The sequence below is a fragment of the Anaerostipes sp. AF04-45 genome, from assembly GCF_003461725.1.
Taxonomy (GTDB): domain Bacteria; phylum Bacillota; class Clostridia; order Lachnospirales; family Lachnospiraceae; genus Anaerostipes; species Anaerostipes caccae.
Genome location: NZ_QTXQ01000003.1, coordinates 145,508 through 163,755, shown reverse-complemented (window position 1 = coordinate 163,755; position 18,248 = coordinate 145,508). Strand labels below are relative to the sequence as shown.

The following is an 18,248-nucleotide window of genomic DNA, read 5'->3' as shown; positions in this document are numbered from 1 at the left end:
AGCCGGCAGAGGACAACCAGGGTATTTTATCCTGGTTGTTTTGTTACGCCGGGCGTTTGTGTAAAGGAGGGGAGAAGTATGGGACGGATTTCCGGATATGTTGACCATGTCCGTTTTCGAAATGAGGACAATGGATATACGGTGCTGAGTCTTGATATGGACGGCGATGAGGAGACTGTAGTCGGGGTATTCCAATTTCTGCACGAAGGCGAGTATATGGAACTGGAAGGGGAATATGTGGAACATCCGGTCCATGGCCCACAATTTCAGATGACTTCCTATGAAGTTACGATGCCGGATGACATTCAGAGCATGGAACGGTATCTGGGCTCCGGGGCAATCAAAGGGGTTGGCCCGGCGATCGCCAAGAGAATCGTCAAAAAGTTTAAGATGGACACGTTCCGCATTATCGAGGAGGAACCGGAGAGGCTTGCGGAGGTAAAGGGAGTCACCGAAAAGAGAGCACGCAGCATCGCGGTGGAGTTTTCCGAGAAGCAGGAAATGCGCCAGGCCATGATGTTTCTGTCCGGCTATGGGATTACCACTAATCTGGCGGTGAAGATTTTTAAGGAGTACGGCGATAAGCTGTACGGGGTGATCCAGAACAATCCATATCAGATGGCGGATGATATAGAAGGCGTAGGATTTAAGATTGCTGATGAAATCGCCAGGCAGGTTGGTATCGGCAGCAGTTCGGATTACCGGATCATATCGGGCATTTTTTATACTCTGATGCAGGGTCTTGCATCAGGGCATATTTATCTGCCCAAAGAAATCCTTTTAAGAAATACTTCAAGGATGCTTGAGGTGGAAGAGGAGATGATCGAGCCTCATCTTCTGGACATGATGATTGAGAAAAAGATTATTATAAAAGAAGAGGAGGACCAGACAAGAATTTATGGGGCGGCCCAGTATTATCTGGAACTTAACACGGCCAGGATGCTGTGCGATCTCAATATGACTTACGATGTGTCTGTTTCCGAGGTGAGGACTATGATCGCAAAGATTGAAGACGGTCTTCAGATTACCTTTGCGGAGAAACAGAAAGAAGCCATAGAAGCCGTCGCCGAAAATGGAGTCGTGATTCTGACCGGAGGCCCGGGAACGGGTAAGACGACGACCATCAACGGAATGATCCGCTACTTTGAGTCTGAAACTCTGGATATCAGACTCGTGGCCCCCACGGGGAGGGCGGCAAAACGGATGACAGAGGCTACCGGATATGAGGCGACCACGATCCACCGTCTGTTGGAATTGAATGGGGATTCCAGCAGCGGGGACAGCATGAAGTTTGAACGGAATGCCGCGAATCCTATTGAAACGGATGTGATCATCGTGGATGAGATGTCTATGGTGGATATTTTTCTGATGAATTCTCTTTTAAGTGCTGCGGTTCCGGGTACAAGGTTTGTGTTTGTGGGGGATGCCAACCAGCTTCCTTCCGTCGGCCCGGGAAATGTGCTGAAGGATATGATTGCTTCCGGATCTTTTAAGGTGGTGGAACTGAATCAGATTTTCCGGCAGGATGAAGCCAGCCATATTGTAAGCAACGCCCACAGGATCAATGAGGGGAAGTCTATTGAGCTCGATAATAAGAGCAGGGACTTTTTCTTTCTTGAGAGAGAGAGGCTCGGAGATATTTTAGGTGTTTTAGTATACCTGGTGAGAGATAAGCTGCCGGCTTATGTAAATGCCAAGCCGTATGACATTCAGGTGCTGACCCCTATGCGCAAGGGGGAACTGGGTGTCGATAAGCTCAACGAAGTTCTCCAGGAATACCTGAATCCTCCGGCGGAGGAAAAGCAGGAGAAACAGGCGGTTTCCTGTCTGTTCCGTGAAGGCGACAAGGTCATGCAGATCAAGAACAATTACCAGATGGAGTGGGAAGTAAAGAATGAGAAGGGATTTACCGTGGAAGAGGGCAAAGGCGTCTTCAACGGCGATATCGGACGGATCACAAGGATCAATGACTACACGGAGAAAGTCACCGTAGTCTTTGACGACATCAGAGTGGCGGAATATTCTTATTCCATGCTGGATGAGCTGGAACTGGCCTATGCGGTGACGATCCACAAGTCACAGGGAAGTGAGTATCCGGCAGTGGTCATGCCGCTGCTTACGGGACCGAGAGTTTTGTTTAACAGAAATCTTCTCTACACCGGAGTGACCCGGGCGAAGCAGTGTATTACGATGGTGGGCCGGAAGTCAACGGTACAGCAGATGATTCAGAATGTAAATGAACAGAAGAGATACTCGACGCTTTGTCAGAGGATCAATGAACAGGAAGAACTGATGCCTTAGGGGGATCGGTTCTTTTTGATCTTTAATACTGATATCATCCTTTTTCAGACGGCAAAGTCTGCATAAGTGCAAAGAAATATTGAGGTTCACCGGTACTGAAGTATTTGTACCACGATTCCAATGTGTCTGATTGAAAAACATCTAAATACTCAATAATGTGTTTTGTCCACAACAAAGCCCCGGTGCAGCTTGCAGTAATAAGGTTGTTTTCTGCTACTGATGGCTTGTCTATATAAAAACTTTGTCCGTTATAATCAGGAGAAACCATTTCAAGAAATCCCGGCCCGTTACTGGTATGCGGACGCTGATCTAATAGCCCAAAGTTGGCAAGCGCTGCAGTAGCCCTGCAAATTGCACATACCGCAGCACCTAAAGTAAGAAATTCACTTGCTTTCTCGATGACAGCGACATGCTTTGGGTCGTTCCATGTATCTGCTCCCGGCAAGAGCAACATACTTGTTTTACTCACAACAATATCATTAATTAAGCAATCCGGCACGATGGTCAGCCCGCCCATTGTATGGATTGGTTCCCTAGAATAGCTGACCACTTTAAGCGATACATGTTGCGCGCCCTTTTTGAAAAATCTTCCGGAATTAAGCTCCGAAATAACATGTCCCAGTTCCCAGTCGGCTAAAGTATCAAGAACATAAACATAAATTGTAAACATAAATTTCCTCCATTTTCATTGTTTCATTGATTTGTTTGCTTCATCATTGTACTATGTAATTGTTGACAACATTATGGCCATAATCTAAATCGAAAGGCGATTATTAAATGAAAGTAGACAGACTGGTCAGTATTATTATGATACTCCTTGATAAAAAACGTATAGGCGCACAGGCGTTAGCAGATATGTTTGAAGTTTCACCCCGCACAATCTACCGCGACATAGACGCTATTAACATGGCGGGGATTCCTGTTCGCGGGGCATCAGGAGTAGGCGGCGGCTTTGAAATCATGCCGGAATACAAGATTGATAAAAAGGTCTTTTCTACTGCTGACCTTTCCGCTCTTCTGATGGGGCTTTCCAGTCTTTCCAATATAGTCCGGGGTGATGAACTGGTGCATGCTCTTGCGAAAGTAAAAAGTTTTATCCCTGCCGACAGAGCGAAAGATATTGAATTAAAATTAAATCAAATATGTATAGATTTAAGTCCATGGCTGGGTAACAGCAACATACAAAAATATTTAGAAATTATCAAATCAGCTTTGCAGGAAAATAAACTACTTTCGTTTGAATATATAGCCCACCGCGGAAAAAGCACCACGCGAACAGTTGAGCCGTATCAGCTTGTAATGAAAAGCAGTCATTGGTATTTACAAGGATATTGCCATAAAAGAAAAGATTTTCGTTTATTCAGACTATCTCGTATGTCAAACCTACAAATGCAAGAGGAAACTTTCGCACTTCGAGATTATCAAAAACCAATTTTAGACTTTACAGATACGTTGGAGACTTTGCAAACAGAAATCAAAATCCGAATTCATAAATCTGTGATGGATAGAGTGCTTGATTTTTGCTCTTATGAAGATTTTTCACCAGCCGGTGAAGAGCATTACATTGTCAGCTTTCCCTTCATAGAGAACGAATACTACTACGATATTCTTTTAAGTTTCGGGGATAAATGCGAGTGTTTAGAGCCATCACATATCCGCGAAGAAATGAAACGCAGAATTCATGACATAGCTGCCTTGTATCAAAACTAAGAAAAAAATTAAATAAATTTAATTAAGAGATTTATGAAAAAATCCTGTCAACAGGCGTTTCAGCTGTTGGCAGGATTTTTTAATGTGTCGATATGATGTATAATGAAATGGATATATTAGGAAGACAGCAAAAGATATAGGGGAGGTAGCGGACAAAGGGGATTCTCGATGTTTTATTGTCATCTGCTGTGATTATCAGGCAGACAGAGAACATATTGGAGAAGTGTTTGCAGAGCTAAAGGTCAGTTAAAATGGATATGGATTCCTCGTCAGTGAAAGTTATTACAAATAACAGTATCGGGCGCAGCATGATTGAAGCGGTACAGATGATCTACGGTGACTGCCCGAATATTGCCTGCATAGGACTGAAAATTTCTTGTATCTCCGATTATGATCGAATGTGTGGAAAACTGGTGGAGACGGTCAACTGTGCAGACTGGGCTTTTTTCGCAAAGAACGGGGGAGATGGTAAGAAGGGGTGTTTCAATAATATGTTTACCAATACGGTTATGACGGACGAGGATTTGCAGTATACTTTTGACGTGGCGGATGAAGCATTTAAAATTGTTACAAAAAAATATCCTGAGATATTAATATAAAGACATCTGTGATTGAACATACGAATCAATGATGAAAAAAACCGGTACTTGCTCACCGGTTTTTTTGTTTGTATAAATGGAAGTATTTTCTAAACAGAGAAGTTTCCAGACTTGGCGAGTGAAAAAGTCAGAAGAATTAAACAAAAAAAGCACGAAAAAAGGTTAAAAAATTAACATAGTTACCAGTGGCTGTATACAATCACTTGATTTATTTGTATAAAATACTGTACAATTATATCTGTCATTTTTTTAACGAATTTTTAGAACAAATGTAAAAGTTTATGTTTCAAAAAAGTCTACTTCGACATTTGTTCAACGAAATTGCATTGATAAAGATTTAAGATTTTGATAGAGTTATTGCATGATAATTAATACAATTTATGGCATCATGGGATGGGCATTCATACAAACAGGAGAAAACATATGAAAAAGATAGTGGATGATTGGAGATTGATTTACAAATGCTGCAGCTTATATTATGAAGATGATATGAAGCAGCAGGATATCAGCGATTACCTTGGGATTTCCAGAGCAACGGTTTCAAGAATGCTTCAGAAAGGCAAGGAAAGCGGTATCGTAAGAGTCGAAGTCATCAATCCGGTACAGTTTTCGTATGGCAAGCTGGAAAAAGCACTGGAACGAAAATATGGTTTAAAGGAAGTTGTCGTAGTAGAGAGCAGCCCGCTGGACACAAAGACAGATTCCATATCCAGGCTGTATGAGAAGGCGGCACTGTTTCTTTCACAGTATTTTAAGGACGGGGATTACATAGGGGTTTCCATGGGATTCACCCTGCACAACGTAGCCCGCACCAACCGTGCATTTTCTAAGGAGAATCACTATATGTTCGTCCCGATCCTCGGCGGAGTCAGCCAGGGAACTGTTTCAAAAGTAGATGTGCAGGCCAATCAGATCGCAAAGGAATTTGCAAAGAAATTTGGCGGGACTTACACCCAGTTTCTTTCACCGGCGGTTTTTTCTGAACGGAAGGTCATGGAATACTTTTTAAAAGAAAAGTCTGTGAACTATATTTTTGAAGATTTTAAGAAGCTGGACACCATCGTCATGGGAGTGGGAATTCCTCAAAGCGGAGGCTCCACCCTGATCCAGGCGGGTTACTTGACCAAGGAGGAGATGGACCAGTATGTCGAGCAGGGAGTTGCAGGGGACATTGCCCTTCAGTTCTTTGACAAAGAAGGAAATGCGGAACCGTTTCAGCAGTTTAACGAGAGAGTTGCGGGAATGACATTCCCGATGATTAAAAAGATCAGAAACCGTATTGCCATTGCAGGCGGCGCCAACCGGGCGGAAGCCGTGAAAGGAGCCATCCGCGGAGGGTATGTCAATATGCTGATCACAAATAACGAGTGCGCTGAAAAGCTGTTATGAGAAAGGGGTACATTTAAAGATGCAGGGAATTTCGGTATTTTTATTAGTTATCTTTGTATTGTTTGTTGTGCAGGCTGTAGGGGGATACTTTCAGGTTAAGGATTACCGCAGAGCGGTGAGGAGAGTTCATCAGCTTGGAAACGTCGGGATCGGCCAGAAGAAGGGAAGATTTCTTTCGGGAAATATTGTGATGATCGCGTGTGACAGCAGCGGTATCATCACCGGAGGGGAAATCATGGAGGGACTGAGTTTCCTTACCAAGTTTAAACCGATCACCAAGATTCTTGACAAGGAGATGGTGGGAACGAGTATTTATGAATACCTGGATGTATTCCGGGGAATGGATAAGAAAAAAAGAAAATATTACAAAGGATATATCCGGGCACTGGAAGCTCTGGATATGCGGCTTCAGGGGGCGACCCTTTAGCATTGCTTTGGAATATATATATAGACTGACAAGACTGCAAAAAGAAGACTGACTGAACTTGTTTTGAGGGCCCAAAAGCATGTTTTAGATTGGTTTTTCTTTTTTGGAAATTTTGTCTGACAATATTTTATATATATAGGAGAAATTTATATATTTCAATTAAGAAGGAGGAGAAAATATGGAAATCATATCTAACGCTGCCAATGGATTTATAAAGTTATTCCAGGAGGGCGGTACCACATTGATGGGATGGGTTACCGGAATCATCCCGCTGGTTGTTTGCCTGATGACAGCCGTTAACTCAGTGATCAAGCTGATCGGAGAAGAGAGGGTGGAACGCTTCGCACAGAAGCTGACCAGATTTGCAGTACTTCGCTATACACTGCTTCCGATCATCGCGGTGCTGTTCTTAGGAAACCCGATGTGCTATACCTTCGGACGTTTCGTAGACGAGAAATACAAACCTGCTTATTATGACTCCTGTGTAAGTTTTGTACATCCTGTTACCGGACTTTTCCCACATGCAAACCCCGGCGAGCTGTTTGTATACACCGGTATTTCAGCCGGTATCACGAAGCTCGGCCTGTCCATCGGAGGACTTGCCGTGAGATACTTTATCGTCGGTGTGATCGTTATTCTGATCCGTGGATTGCTGACAGAGCAAATCTACTTAAGAATGACAGGAAAAACAAACAAATAATCTGTGGGAGGAGGAAAGAGTATGTATAAAACAATTACAATCAAGGCCGGAGACGGCGGTTGGGGAGGACCCCTGACAATCACTGCAACAGAAAAATGCCACAAGATCTTAAGTGTAACCGGCGGAGGAATCCACCCGGTAGCTCAGAAGATCGCAGATATGACTGGCGGAGAAGCGTTAGACGGATTTAAGACAACAGCGCCGGACGAGGAAGTGCTGGTCGCCGTAGTGGACTGCGGAGGAACCGCAAGATGCGGCGTTTACCCGAAGAAAGGGATCTTTACCGTTAACCTGATGCCAGTAGGGCAGGCAGGACCGCTCGCACAGTTTATCACTCCGGAGATTTACGTGTCCGCAGTGACAGAAAAATGTATCGTGGAATCTGACTATAAAGGTGTAACGGAAACAGCCAAACCAGCAGCTGCAGAGGACGGACCAAAATCCAAAGACCAGGCGAAAGAAGAGATTGCAGCTGCAAACAGCGGCAAAAAAGAAGGAATCATCGTTAAAATCGGAAAAGGCGTTGGAAACGTTGTCAGCAAGTTCTTCCAGGCTGGTCGTGAGACCATCGAGATGATCATCAAAAACGTGCTGCCGTTCATGGCATTTACGAGTACCCTTTTGGGTATCATCAGTGCCAGCGGATTAGGAAATGTCATCGCAAAGACGATCTCTCCATTATGCAGTACCTTGCCGGGAATGCTTGGTATTTCCTTCGTGTGTGCCCTGCCGTTCTTGTCTCCGATCCTTGGACCTGGAGCCGTTATTGCACAGGTAGTCGGAACTCTTTTGGGAGCACAGTTTGCTCTTGGAAACATCCCGCCGCAGTATGCACTGCCAGCACTGTTTGCTATCGATGCACAGGTTGGTGCCGACTTCGTACCGGTTGGACTGAGCCTTGGAGAATCAGAGCCAGAGACCATCGAAATGGGTGTTCCGGCCGTATTATTCTCAAGAATCGTAACCGGACCTTTAGCCGTATTGATCGCATTCGCCTTCAGTATCGGAATGTACTAAAAACGGAGGTAAAAAGAAACATATGAAATACCAGTCAACCATCACAGGTCTGGGACCGGATGCTCTGGCGTTCCTGGCCGATGAAGATATGAACTTTATTATCATTTTTAACGAAGATGCACCGCCTGAACTGGCAGAACTTTCTGTCCTTCATACGAAGGCTGAATTAAGGGCTGTGCCGGAAGTCGGAGACACTATGACGATCTGCGGCAAAGAGTTTAAGATCAGCGCCGTGGGCAGTGAAGCTCCTCACACTTTGGCAGAGTTAGGACACTGTACTCTGAGTTTTAAAGGGGGAAGTGAGGCGGAACGCCCGGGATGCATCATGCTGGAAGGAAATAAACTCACAGAGGCTGACCTTCAGGCCGGCGGAACAATTGAAATCTGTTAATTAAAAAGGAGATAGTTGTTATGTTAAACATGGACAAAAAACTGATCAAGAGACAGGAAGACGGACAGATCATTAAAACCGGTATCGTAGGTGCCGGTCAGATGGGACGCGGAATGGTAACCCAGATGGTATTGATGAACGGTATGATGCCGGCCATCGTATCTGATATCAAAGTTGAAAATGCAGTCAATGCATTCAAATATGCCGGTGTAAAAGAAGACGACATTGCGATTGCAAAAACTCTTGCAGATGCCAACGCAGCAATGGAAGCAGGAAAATATGTAGCCTGTGAAGATGCGAACTTCGTATCCCAGGCAAACCTGGTAGAGTGTGCCATCGATGCAACCGGTGTGCCGGATGTAGGAGCAAAAGTCGCTACTGACGCCATGAAGAACAAAAAGCATGTGGTTATGCTGAACGTTGAGACTGATGTCGTAATCGGGCCGTACTTAAAGAAACTGGCAGCAAAAGAAGGTGTCATCTACACAGGTTCCGCAGGAGATGAGCCGGGAGCTGTTATGGAACTTTACAGCTTCGCAAAAGCCATGGGAATGAACGTAGAAGTCATGGGTAAAGGAAAGAACAACAAACTGGACTATGACTGCAATCCAGATACTGTATTAGAAGAAGCAACCAGAAGAGTCATGAGTCCAAAGATGCTCTGCGCATTCAAAGACGGAACAAAGACGATGGTAGAGATGACAGCAATGTCTAACTACACAGGATTAGTACCGGATGTGATCGGAGGACATGGACCACAGACTTCACCGGGAACCGAAGGAATCAAAGAGTTAAATGATATCCTGAAGCTTAAGAAAGACGGCGGAATCTTAAACAAACATGGAGTTGTAGAGTATGTAAACGGAGTTGCTCCTGGAGTATTCGTAACCGTATCTACACCGAACGAAGAGATCGCATACCAGATGGCATACCACAGCATGGGACCTGGACCGCTTTGGACTTTATACCGTCCATACCACTTATGTAACTTAGAGACACCGCTTACGGTAGCAAAAGCAGTCATCGACGGAGAAGTTACTTGTGTACCGATCGACGGATTAGTATCTGAGTGTATCACAAGAGCGAAGATCGACCTGAAAGCAGGTCAGACCATCGACGGAATCGGAGGATTCACAACACACGGATCTATCGCGGAAGCAAAAGAATCTGACGCCAAAGGATATGTACCGTTCGGACTTGTAACAAACAAGGCAGTTATGAAGAGAGATGTGAAGAAGGGTGAACTCCTGACATACGATGATGTGGAATTAGATAAGTCAACCCTGATCTACCAGCTGAGAAAAGAACAGGACGCAATGTACGGAAGAAACGTTTTATAATCAGTACAAAATTAAAAAGGAGCCTTGCTGTAAGGCTCCTTTTGTGCTTAAACCAGCGCCAAAGCTGTCTCTTCGTCTGTAAAAAACGAATTGACGAGTTTTAAATTCAAGGCTACATCAATAATCTGTACCTTGTGGAGTCCGTCGGCTACACCGATGGAAACCCGTGCATTTTTGGCAGCCTTAAAGATATCTGCTTTGATCAGGTGTTTGGTTGCCTCGGTTTCTACGGTTTCACCTGCTCTGGTGAGGAACTGAAGGGCTACATCACCGATGGCGTGTGCAGCTTTTAGTTCCGCGATTTCCTGATCATTCAAAATGTTGTAGCAGGTGAGAATCGTTGATTCAAAACTTCCAAGACCCATGAGGAGAATATCCGCATGTTCACCCAGATTCAGAATCTGTCTCGTGTGTTCATTGGAGATCAGGGTTTCATATTCTTCTTTGGAAGAACAAAAGGCAGGAATGTGAAGCATTTTTGCGGTTCCGCCGATGGTATTTGCCAGCTGGAGAGTGTTATAGGTGGGAAGCGCCTCGAAGGATTCACCGAAGCTTCCGGCCAGAGGGACAGTCTGTACATCCGGAAAGCTGATGGGATGCAGTTCTTTAATAAAACGGGACACGGCATTTCCCCAGCCCACACCGACAACGTCTTTTGGCTTCAGCTGTGAGATGAAGTAATCCGCGGCAGCCTGTGCTACATAATCTCTGTTTTGATCTTTTGTGCTGATGACGCCTGCATAACTTAAGCCGTATTTTTCTTTTAGTGCTTCCTCAAGCTGGCTGTTTCCGGTTACAGGGGAATTGATTTCTATCTTTACGATGCCAAGGTCTTCTGCCCTGGACAAAAGCTTGGAGACCCAGGGCCTTGAGATACTTAATTTTTTTGCAATTTCCTGCTGGGACAGCTTGTTCTTATAATACAGAGTTGCAACCAGAACGATCTTGTCCAGCATATTATCTGCATTTTCTTTCTTTTTCATAGGGTAACCTCTCGATCATGAAATTATTAAGGCACATATGTAACTATATGATAAGAGGATTATAAGCCATTTATTCAGGGTTTTCAAGGTTTTTGTGAAAAAATATATTTTAGTATTGACGAACATATGTAAAGTGATTATAATGAAGTTAACAAAAGTAATTAATAAGCACATATGTAACTAGCGAGGATGAGACAAAACAAAAGATGAAGAATACACCACGGAACGTTAAATGAAAGGAGCCAAACTGTATGAATGGTATTTCGGTTTTTTTATTAGTGATTTTCGTATTGTTTGTTGTTCAGGCTGTCGGGGGATATTTTCAGGTGAAGGATTACCGCAGAGCGGTAAGGAGGGTACATAAGCTTGGGAATGTCGGAATCGGCCAGAAGAAAGGGAGGCTGCTTTCAGGAAACATTGTGATGATCGCCTGTGACCAGAACGGAGTGATCACCGGCGGGGAGATCATGGAAGGATTAAGCTTCCTGACAAAGTTCAAACCAATCTCTGAGTTTCTGGGAAAGGAACTCGTCGGAACGAGTATTTATGAGTACCTTGACGAAGTCAGAAACTTTGAGAAAAAGAGACGGAAATATTACAAAGGATATATCAGAGCTTTAGAAGCTTTGGATATGAGATTTCAGGGAAATACCTTGTAATCTGAAACAAGATATATAGAACGGCTGAAGAGAGTAAAACTTATGCAAGTTTCTAAGGGCCCGGAAACAATAATCGGTTTTCCTTTTCTTCAAAATTCATCTGCTAGTTTCTTCTATATATAGATCAAATCAACTTTTAGTAAGAAGGAGGAAAAGATATGGAAATTATATCTAACGCTGCCAACGGATTTATTAAGCTATTCCAGGAGGGCGGCACCACATTTATGGGATGGGTTACCGGAATCATTCCATTGGTTGTCTGCCTGATGACAGCTGTTAACTCAGTGATCAAGCTGATCGGAGAAGAGAGGGTGGAACGCTTCGCGCAGAAGCTGACCAGATTTGCAGTACTCCGCTATACGCTGCTCCCGATCATCGCGGTGCTGTTCTTAGGAAACCCGATGTGTTATACCTTCGGACGTTTCGTAGAAGAAAAATACAAACCTGCTTATTATGACTCCTGTGTAAGTTTTGTACATCCTGTTACCGGACTTTTCCCACATGCGAACCCCGGCGAACTGTTCGTATACACCGGTATCTCAGCCGGTATCACGAAGCTTGGCCTGTCCATCGGAGGACTTGCCGTGAGATACTTTATCGTCGGTGTAATCGTTATTCTGATCCGTGGACTGCTGACAGAGCAGATCTACTTCAGAATGACCGGAAAAGCAAGCAAGTAACGGAAAGGGGGATCCAGTATGTATAAAACAATTACAATCAAGGCCGGAGACGGCGGATGGGGCGGACCATTAACAATCACCGCAACGGAAAAATGCCACAAGATTTTAAGTGTAACCGGCGGAGGAATTCATCCGGTGGCTCAGAAGATCGCAGATATGACCGGCGGAGAAGCGTTAGACGGATTTAAGACAACAGCGCCGGACGAGGAAGTGCTGGTCGCCGTAGTGGACTGCGGAGGAACCGCAAGATGCGGCGTTTACCCGAAGAAAGGGATCTTTACCGTCAACCTGATGCCGGTAGGGCAGGCAGGACCGCTCGCACAGTTTATCACTCCGGAGATCTATGTATCCGCAGTGACAGAAAAAAATATCTTTGAATCTGATTATAAAGGAGATGCAGCTTCGACCAAACCGGCTGCAGCAGATGAACCGAAAAGCAAAGACCAGGCGAAAGAAGAAATCGCAGCTGCAAACAGCGGCAAAAAAGAAGGAATCATCGTTAAGATCGGAAAAGGCGTTGGAAACGTTGTCAGCAAGTTTTTCCAGGCCGGCCGTGAGACCATCGAGATGATCATTAAAAACGTGCTGCCGTTCATGGCATTTACGAGTACCCTTTTAGGTATCATCAGTGCCAGCGGATTAGGAAATGTCATTGCAAAGACGATCTCTCCATTATGTAGTACCTTGCCGGGAATGCTTGGTATCTCCTTCGTGTGTGCCCTGCCGTTCTTATCTCCGATCTTAGGGCCTGGAGCTGTTATCGCACAGGTAGTCGGAACTCTTTTGGGAGCACAGTTTGCTCTTGGAAACATCCCGCCGCAGTATGCACTGCCAGCACTGTTTGCAATCGATGCACAGGTTGGAGCCGACTTCGTACCAGTTGGACTGAGTCTTGGAGAATCAGAGCCAGAGACCATTGAGATGGGTGTTCCGGCCGTATTATTCTCAAGAATCGTAACCGGACCTTTGGCAGTCTTGATTGCATTCGCATTCAGTATTGGAATGTACTAAGAAGTATAGAAGCAAAAATGGAGGGTAAAGACGAACCTATGAAATATCAGTCAACCATCACAGGCTTAGGACCGGACGCATTAGCGTTCCTCTCAGATGCCGATATGAACTTTATCATTATATTCAATGAAGATGCCCCGCCGGAGCTTGCTGAACTGTCAGTCTTACATACAAAAGCTGAGCTGACAGAAGAACCTGCGGCAGGAGACACCATGACGATCTGCGGCAAAGAGTTTACAATCAGCGCCGTAGGAAGTGAAGCACCGCATACCTTAAAGGAACTTGGACATTGTACATTAAGCTTTAAGGGCGGAACCGAGCCGGAACGCCCGGGATGCATTATGCTGGAAGGCAGTGCATTGCTGCCGGAGGACTTGAAAGCCGGCGGCACGATTGAAATCAGGTAACAATCTAACAATCATACATAGAATTTAAGGAGATTGATGTTATGTTAAACATGGACAAAAAACTGATCAAGAGACAGGAAGACGGACAGATCATTAAAACCGGTATCGTAGGTGCCGGTCAGATGGGACGCGGAATGGTAACCCAGATGGTATTGATGAACGGTATGATGCCGGCCATCGTATCTGATATCAAAGTTGAAAATGCAGTCAATGCATTCAAATATGCCGGTGTAAAAGAAGACGACATTGCGATTGCAAAAACTCTCGCAGATGCCAACGCAGCAATGGAAGCAGGAAAATATGTTGCCTGTGAAGATGCAAACTTCGTATCTCAGGCAAACCTGGTAGAGTGTGCCATCGACGCAACCGGTGTGCCGGATGTAGGAGCAAAAGTCGCTACTGACGCCATGAAGAACAAAAAGCATGTGGTTATGCTGAACGTTGAGACTGATGTCGTAATCGGGCCATACTTAAAGAAACTGGCAGCAAAAGAAGGTGTCATCTATACAGGATCCGCAGGAGATGAGCCGGGAGCTGTCATGGAACTTTACAGCTTTGCAAAAGCCATGGGAATGAACGTCGAAGTCATGGGTAAAGGAAAGAACAACAAACTGGACTATGACTGCAACCCGGATACTGTATTAGAAGAAGCAACCAGAAGAGTCATGAGTCCAAAGATGCTCTGCGCATTCAAAGACGGAACAAAGACGATGGTAGAGATGACAGCCATGTCCAACTACACAGGATTAGTACCGGATGTGATCGGAGGACACGGACCACAGACTTCACCGGGAACAGAAGGTATCAAAGAGCTGAATGATATCCTGAAGCTTAAGAAAGACGGCGGAATCTTAAACAAACATGGTGTTGTAGAGTATGTAAACGGAGTTGCTCCTGGAGTATTCGTAACCGTATCCACACCGAACGAAGAGATCGCATACCAGATGGCATACCACAGCATGGGACCTGGACCGCTTTGGACCTTATACCGTCCATACCACTTATGTAACTTGGAGACACCGCTTACGGTAGCAAAAGCAGTCATCGACGGAGAAGTGACCTGTGTACCGATCGACGGACTGGTATCTGAGTGTATCACAAGAGCGAAGATCGACCTGAAGGCAGGCCAGACCATCGACGGAATCGGAGGATTCACAACACACGGATCTATCGCGGAAGCAAAAGAATCTGATGCGAAGGGATATGTACCGTTCGGACTTGTAACAAACAAGGCAGTGATGAAGAGAGACGTGAAGAAGGGTGAACTCCTGACATACGATGATGTGGAATTAGATAAGTCTACTCTGATCTACCAGCTGAGAAAAGAACAGGACGCAATGTACGGAAGAAACGTTTTATAGTTTCATAGCAGGAACAGAACAGGAAGAAGATGTCCCGGAGGTCTGTGTCTGTCTGACGGACCTGACCTCTGAGACATTCTCAATTAAGGAGGAAAGAGAAGATGCTTGTAACTTCAAAGGAACTGTTTAAAAAAGCACAGGAAGGGAAATTCGCGATCCCTGCACCAAACTTTATTGATCTTGAGTCTCTCCGCTGGCATGTGGAAACAGCCGAAAGACATAATCTCCCGCTGATCCTTGCACTGGCTGAGGCACATATCGGAGAAAATATTACATTGGAAGATGCTGCTTTGGTAGGAAAGAAATATGCCGAGGAAGCAAAAGTACCGGTTGTACTTCATCTGGATCACGGAACTACACCGGAAGTGATCAAAAAAGCAATCGATCTTGGATTTTCTTCTGTCATGATTGACGCTTCACAGGATACTTTTGAAGAAAATGTAAGAAAAACTAAGGATATCATCGACTATGCACATCCAAAGGGAGTGGTAGTGGAAGCAGAAATCGGCCATGTGGGAGCCGGTGAAAACTATGAGAACCATGAGACATCCGATTCTCAGTATACAACTGTAGAAGAGGCAAAGAAGTTTGCCGAAGAGACAGGTGTGGATTCACTTGCGATCTCTATCGGTACAGCACATGGAATGTATAAAGGCATTCCGGAAATCAATTTTGACAGACTGAAAGAAATTGCTGCGGCTGTTGACACTCCGCTTGTCCTTCACGGAGGATCTTCATCAGGAGATGAAAACTTAAACCGCTGTGCAACAAATGGAATTACGAAAATTAATATCTTCTCTGACCTGTTAGTGGCCGCAAAAGAGGAGATTGACAATAATAAACCGGAAACGTATCTGGATGTAAAGGCATTGTCAAAACAGGGAATGCAGAAATGTCTGGAACACTATTATGCAGTATTTGAAACAAGGGAAGCTTAATTTTCAAGCTGTAAGGAGGATAATCAATAATGACCGTATATAAAGAACAAATCAGCCTGAACTCTCATGGCACGACACCGACTTACCTGGATATCACCCCTCAGGTAAAGGAAGCAATCAAAAACAGCGGAATCAAGAGCGGAACCTGTACCGTCATCTCACCTCACACAACCTGCTCTGTTTTCTTTGAAGAATTTGTACATGATTATAATGAGGCAGGGGATGAATTTCTCCAGGAAGATTTAAACAATGTGCTTGAAAAGATCATTCCAAATCAGGATTCTAAAGATCTCTACATTTATCCGGGAGAAAAACATTATGAGGCTGTGGAGGCATGGCCGAACGCTGCAGAATATCTTCCGGACGGGGACAGAAAAGCCCTCTGGAACTGCGACGCACATCTGAAAGCAACACTTCTTGGCTCCAGCCAGGTGTTTGACGTAGAAGACGGAAAATTAGGTGTCGGATCCACAGGATATGTTTATTTTGTAGACTTTGACCGCACACGTGCCCGCACAAGAAAATGCAAGATCATTGTAATGGGCGAATAGGAAGGGATGGCATAAGCATGAAGAGAGAACTGAGAGTACCATTTTTAATCGTCAATCCAAAAGCATATATTTACGGAGAAGAATCCTTAGAATTTGCAAAAGTTTGTGACCAGCTTGCCGAGGAATATGACATTGACATTATTTTTACAGGACAGCATGTGGACTTAAAACAGATCGCACAGGAGACAAAAAATTTGATCGTGACAACACAGCATATGGACGGATTAGTTCCGGGAAGAGGAATGGGATTCATCCTTCCGGATGCGCTGAAAGCAGCCGGAGTGGACGGTGTGATCTTAAACCACGCAGAGCATCCGCTTTCTATGTGTGACTTGGATAAGACCATCAAACGTGCAAATGAACTGGATATGATCACGATTGTGTGCTCAGATTCAGTGGAACAGACAAGAGCGGTTGCAGAGCTTGGGCCTGATGTTATGATCTGTGAACCTACCAGCCTGATCGGAACAGGAAGCACAAGTGATGACGCATACATAGAAGCTACAAATGAAGCAGTGAAGTCCGTAAATCCTGACATTAAGATCATCCAGGCTGCCGGAGTCAGCACCGGGGACGACGTCTACAGAGTCGTAGTGGGCGGAGCTCACGGAAGCGGAGGAACAAGCGGAATCCTGAATGCGCCGAGCAGAAAAGGCAAGATTGAAGAAATGCTTCAGGCGCTTGTAAAGGCGAAAAAAGAAATATAACATTTTCCACATGATTTCCGTTTGGCTCTTAAAATGCCTCACTTTAGTCATGCAGAAAATGGACGTAATGTCTACTGAATAGATTGCTGGAAAAGTTCTGTATCCTGAGAAGATACAGAACTTTTTTGACGGGTTTCATCAAATTGATTTTTGTCAAGTAATAGTATATAATTTACAGTAATAAAAAGGAATCGTTCTGCTCTCGGAAAGGATTTTTATGTTATCTTTATTCCTGTCTTTCTTATTTCCGAGGCGCTGCCCGATCTGTCATCATCTCTTAAAAAATCAGCAAAGCCTTATTTGCCCCAAATGTTATCAAAAGGTCGTCTTTGTTCGGGAGCCGGCCTGTTTTTGCTGCGGAAAACCTCTGGAAAACGAAGAAACAGAGCTGTGCAGTGACTGCAGAAAGCATCCGAAGACATTTAAAAAGGGGATCCCTTTGTGTGTGTATAACAACGAAGTAAGGGATTCCCTGGCGGCGATCAAATATCAAAACCAGAAGGAATATGCGGACTTTTATATTATGGAAATAAAAAAGAGGAAATTAAAACAGCTGAAAAATTTGAGAATTGATCTGATACTGTCTGTTCCGCTCCACAAAAGGAAAAAAAGACAGAGGGGATTTAACCAGGCAATGCTGTTTGCAGAAGGTATCGGAGAGATCCTCCATGTACCGGCCAGTGACTGTGTGCTGTTCAGAATCAAATATACAAAGCCGTTAAAGTCACTGAATCCAAGGGAGCGTCTGGCATCCATGGAACACAGTTTTTGGGCTTCTGACGAAGTGAAGGGGAAAAGGGTGCTCTTAGTGGATGACATTTACACAACAGGGGCCACGGCAGAAAGCTGCACGAGGGCCTTGAAAGCGGCAGGTGCAGAAGACGTATGGGTGTTTTGTGTGGCAATCGGATATGGAGAATAGGAGGGACTAAAGCAGAGGATAGAAATCCTGATTTGATATCCTTTCCATTATTCTCACAGTAGAAATCTATCGGTTTCCCTGATATAATAAAGCTTTGCGGGCTGTACACAGATGTGTAAGGAAATTATTTGACTATGTCAAATCTCATCTGGCAC

General features: G+C 44.6%; 20 protein-coding genes. 18 read left to right on the top strand and 2 right to left on the bottom strand.

Features of this window, described 5'->3' with window-relative positions; genetic code table 11:
- Window positions 1-78: 78 nt before the first annotated feature.
- Entirely contained in the window at window positions 79-2,301 is a 2,223-nt protein-coding gene (recD2, locus tag DWV34_RS05925) for an SF1B family DNA helicase RecD2 (RefSeq protein ID WP_006568323.1), read from the top strand.
- A 34-nt stretch (window positions 2,302-2,335) separates the two neighbouring features.
- Here the strand turns inward: recD2 and DWV34_RS05920 are convergent, their stop codons facing one another.
- Window positions 2,336-2,971, bottom strand: coding sequence for a DJ-1/PfpI family protein (locus DWV34_RS05920; RefSeq protein ID WP_118475676.1), 636 nt, complete (start codon window positions 2,969-2,971; stop codon window positions 2,336-2,338).
- 107 nt (window positions 2,972-3,078) lie between these two features.
- Between DWV34_RS05920 and DWV34_RS05915 the strand changes: the two genes are divergently transcribed.
- The 8 genes from DWV34_RS05915 (at window position 3,079) to DWV34_RS05880 (ending at window position 9,874) form a co-directional block, all read left to right on the top strand.
- Window positions 3,079-4,011, top strand: a complete 933-nt coding sequence (locus DWV34_RS05915; protein ID WP_118475674.1) for a helix-turn-helix transcriptional regulator — start codon at window positions 3,079-3,081, stop codon at window positions 4,009-4,011.
- A 272-nt stretch (window positions 4,012-4,283) separates the two neighbouring features.
- Window positions 4,284-4,610, top strand: a complete 327-nt coding sequence (locus DWV34_RS05910; RefSeq protein ID WP_147342248.1) for a hypothetical protein — start codon at window positions 4,284-4,286, stop codon at window positions 4,608-4,610.
- A 423-nt stretch (window positions 4,611-5,033) separates the two neighbouring features.
- On the top strand, window positions 5,034-5,999 hold the full coding sequence (locus tag DWV34_RS05905) for a sugar-binding transcriptional regulator (protein WP_009290061.1): 966 nt from the start codon (window positions 5,034-5,036) through the stop codon (window positions 5,997-5,999).
- A 19-nt stretch (window positions 6,000-6,018) separates the two neighbouring features.
- Window positions 6,019-6,426 carry a transcriptional regulator GutM gene (locus DWV34_RS05900; RefSeq protein ID WP_118475672.1) on the top strand — a complete coding sequence of 136 codons (408 nt, stop codon included), beginning with the start codon at window positions 6,019-6,021 and terminating at the stop codon, window positions 6,424-6,426.
- Between the two features lie 178 nt (window positions 6,427-6,604).
- The gene (srlA, locus tag DWV34_RS17605; protein ID WP_118475670.1) at window positions 6,605-7,126 is read left to right on the top strand and encodes a PTS glucitol/sorbitol transporter subunit IIC; all 522 of its coding nucleotides are present in this window, start codon (window positions 6,605-6,607) and stop codon (window positions 7,124-7,126) included.
- Window positions 7,127-7,147: 21 nt separating this feature from the next.
- Window positions 7,148-8,143 carry a PTS glucitol/sorbitol transporter subunit IIB gene (gene srlE, locus DWV34_RS17600; RefSeq protein ID WP_009290059.1) on the top strand — a complete coding sequence of 332 codons (996 nt, stop codon included), beginning with the start codon at window positions 7,148-7,150 and terminating at the stop codon, window positions 8,141-8,143.
- Between the two features lie 22 nt (window positions 8,144-8,165).
- Complete coding sequence (locus DWV34_RS05885) at window positions 8,166-8,534, top strand: PTS glucitol/sorbitol transporter subunit IIA (protein WP_006568341.1); 369 nt, start codon at window positions 8,166-8,168, stop codon at window positions 8,532-8,534.
- A gap of 20 nt (window positions 8,535-8,554) precedes the next feature.
- On the top strand, window positions 8,555-9,874 hold the full coding sequence (locus tag DWV34_RS05880; RefSeq protein WP_006568342.1) for an NAD(P)H-dependent oxidoreductase: 1,320 nt from the start codon (window positions 8,555-8,557) through the stop codon (window positions 9,872-9,874).
- Between the two features lie 47 nt (window positions 9,875-9,921).
- Here the strand turns inward: DWV34_RS05880 and DWV34_RS05875 are convergent, their stop codons facing one another.
- Window positions 9,922-10,857, bottom strand: coding sequence for a sugar-binding transcriptional regulator (locus DWV34_RS05875; protein ID WP_118475668.1), 936 nt, complete (start codon window positions 10,855-10,857; stop codon window positions 9,922-9,924).
- Window positions 10,858-11,108: 251 nt separating this feature from the next.
- Here DWV34_RS05875 and DWV34_RS05870 point away from each other — a divergent pair, with 251 nt between their 5' ends.
- The 9 genes from DWV34_RS05870 to DWV34_RS05830 all read left to right on the top strand — a co-directional run bounded on the left by DWV34_RS05870 (window position 11,109) and on the right by DWV34_RS05830 (window position 18,093).
- Window positions 11,109-11,516 carry a transcriptional regulator GutM gene (locus tag DWV34_RS05870; RefSeq protein ID WP_006568344.1) on the top strand — a complete coding sequence of 136 codons (408 nt, stop codon included), beginning with the start codon at window positions 11,109-11,111 and terminating at the stop codon, window positions 11,514-11,516.
- A 158-nt stretch (window positions 11,517-11,674) separates the two neighbouring features.
- Window positions 11,675-12,196, top strand: a complete 522-nt coding sequence (gene srlA / locus DWV34_RS17595; RefSeq protein ID WP_006568345.1) for a PTS glucitol/sorbitol transporter subunit IIC — start codon at window positions 11,675-11,677, stop codon at window positions 12,194-12,196.
- 18 nt (window positions 12,197-12,214) lie between these two features.
- On the top strand, window positions 12,215-13,207 hold the full coding sequence (gene srlE / locus DWV34_RS17590) for a PTS glucitol/sorbitol transporter subunit IIB (protein WP_118475666.1): 993 nt from the start codon (window positions 12,215-12,217) through the stop codon (window positions 13,205-13,207).
- Window positions 13,208-13,245: 38 nt separating this feature from the next.
- Entirely contained in the window at window positions 13,246-13,614 is a 369-nt protein-coding gene (locus DWV34_RS05855) for a PTS glucitol/sorbitol transporter subunit IIA (RefSeq protein WP_009290054.1), read from the top strand.
- Between the two features lie 41 nt (window positions 13,615-13,655).
- Entirely contained in the window at window positions 13,656-14,975 is a 1,320-nt protein-coding gene (locus DWV34_RS05850) for an NAD(P)H-dependent oxidoreductase (RefSeq protein ID WP_006568342.1), read from the top strand.
- A 101-nt stretch (window positions 14,976-15,076) separates the two neighbouring features.
- Window positions 15,077-15,913: a class II fructose-bisphosphate aldolase gene (locus tag DWV34_RS05845; RefSeq protein WP_009290051.1), complete on the top strand. Its 837-nt coding sequence runs from the start codon at window positions 15,077-15,079 to the stop codon at window positions 15,911-15,913.
- Window positions 15,914-15,942: 29 nt separating this feature from the next.
- On the top strand, window positions 15,943-16,464 hold the full coding sequence (locus DWV34_RS05840) for a YjbQ family protein (protein WP_006568349.1): 522 nt from the start codon (window positions 15,943-15,945) through the stop codon (window positions 16,462-16,464).
- 17 nt (window positions 16,465-16,481) lie between these two features.
- On the top strand, window positions 16,482-17,171 hold the full coding sequence (locus DWV34_RS05835; protein ID WP_118475664.1) for a triose-phosphate isomerase: 690 nt from the start codon (window positions 16,482-16,484) through the stop codon (window positions 17,169-17,171).
- Between the two features lie 217 nt (window positions 17,172-17,388).
- Window positions 17,389-18,093 carry a ComF family protein gene (locus DWV34_RS05830; protein ID WP_118475662.1) on the top strand — a complete coding sequence of 235 codons (705 nt, stop codon included), beginning with the start codon at window positions 17,389-17,391 and terminating at the stop codon, window positions 18,091-18,093.
- The last annotated feature ends 155 nt before the right edge of the window (window positions 18,094-18,248 follow it).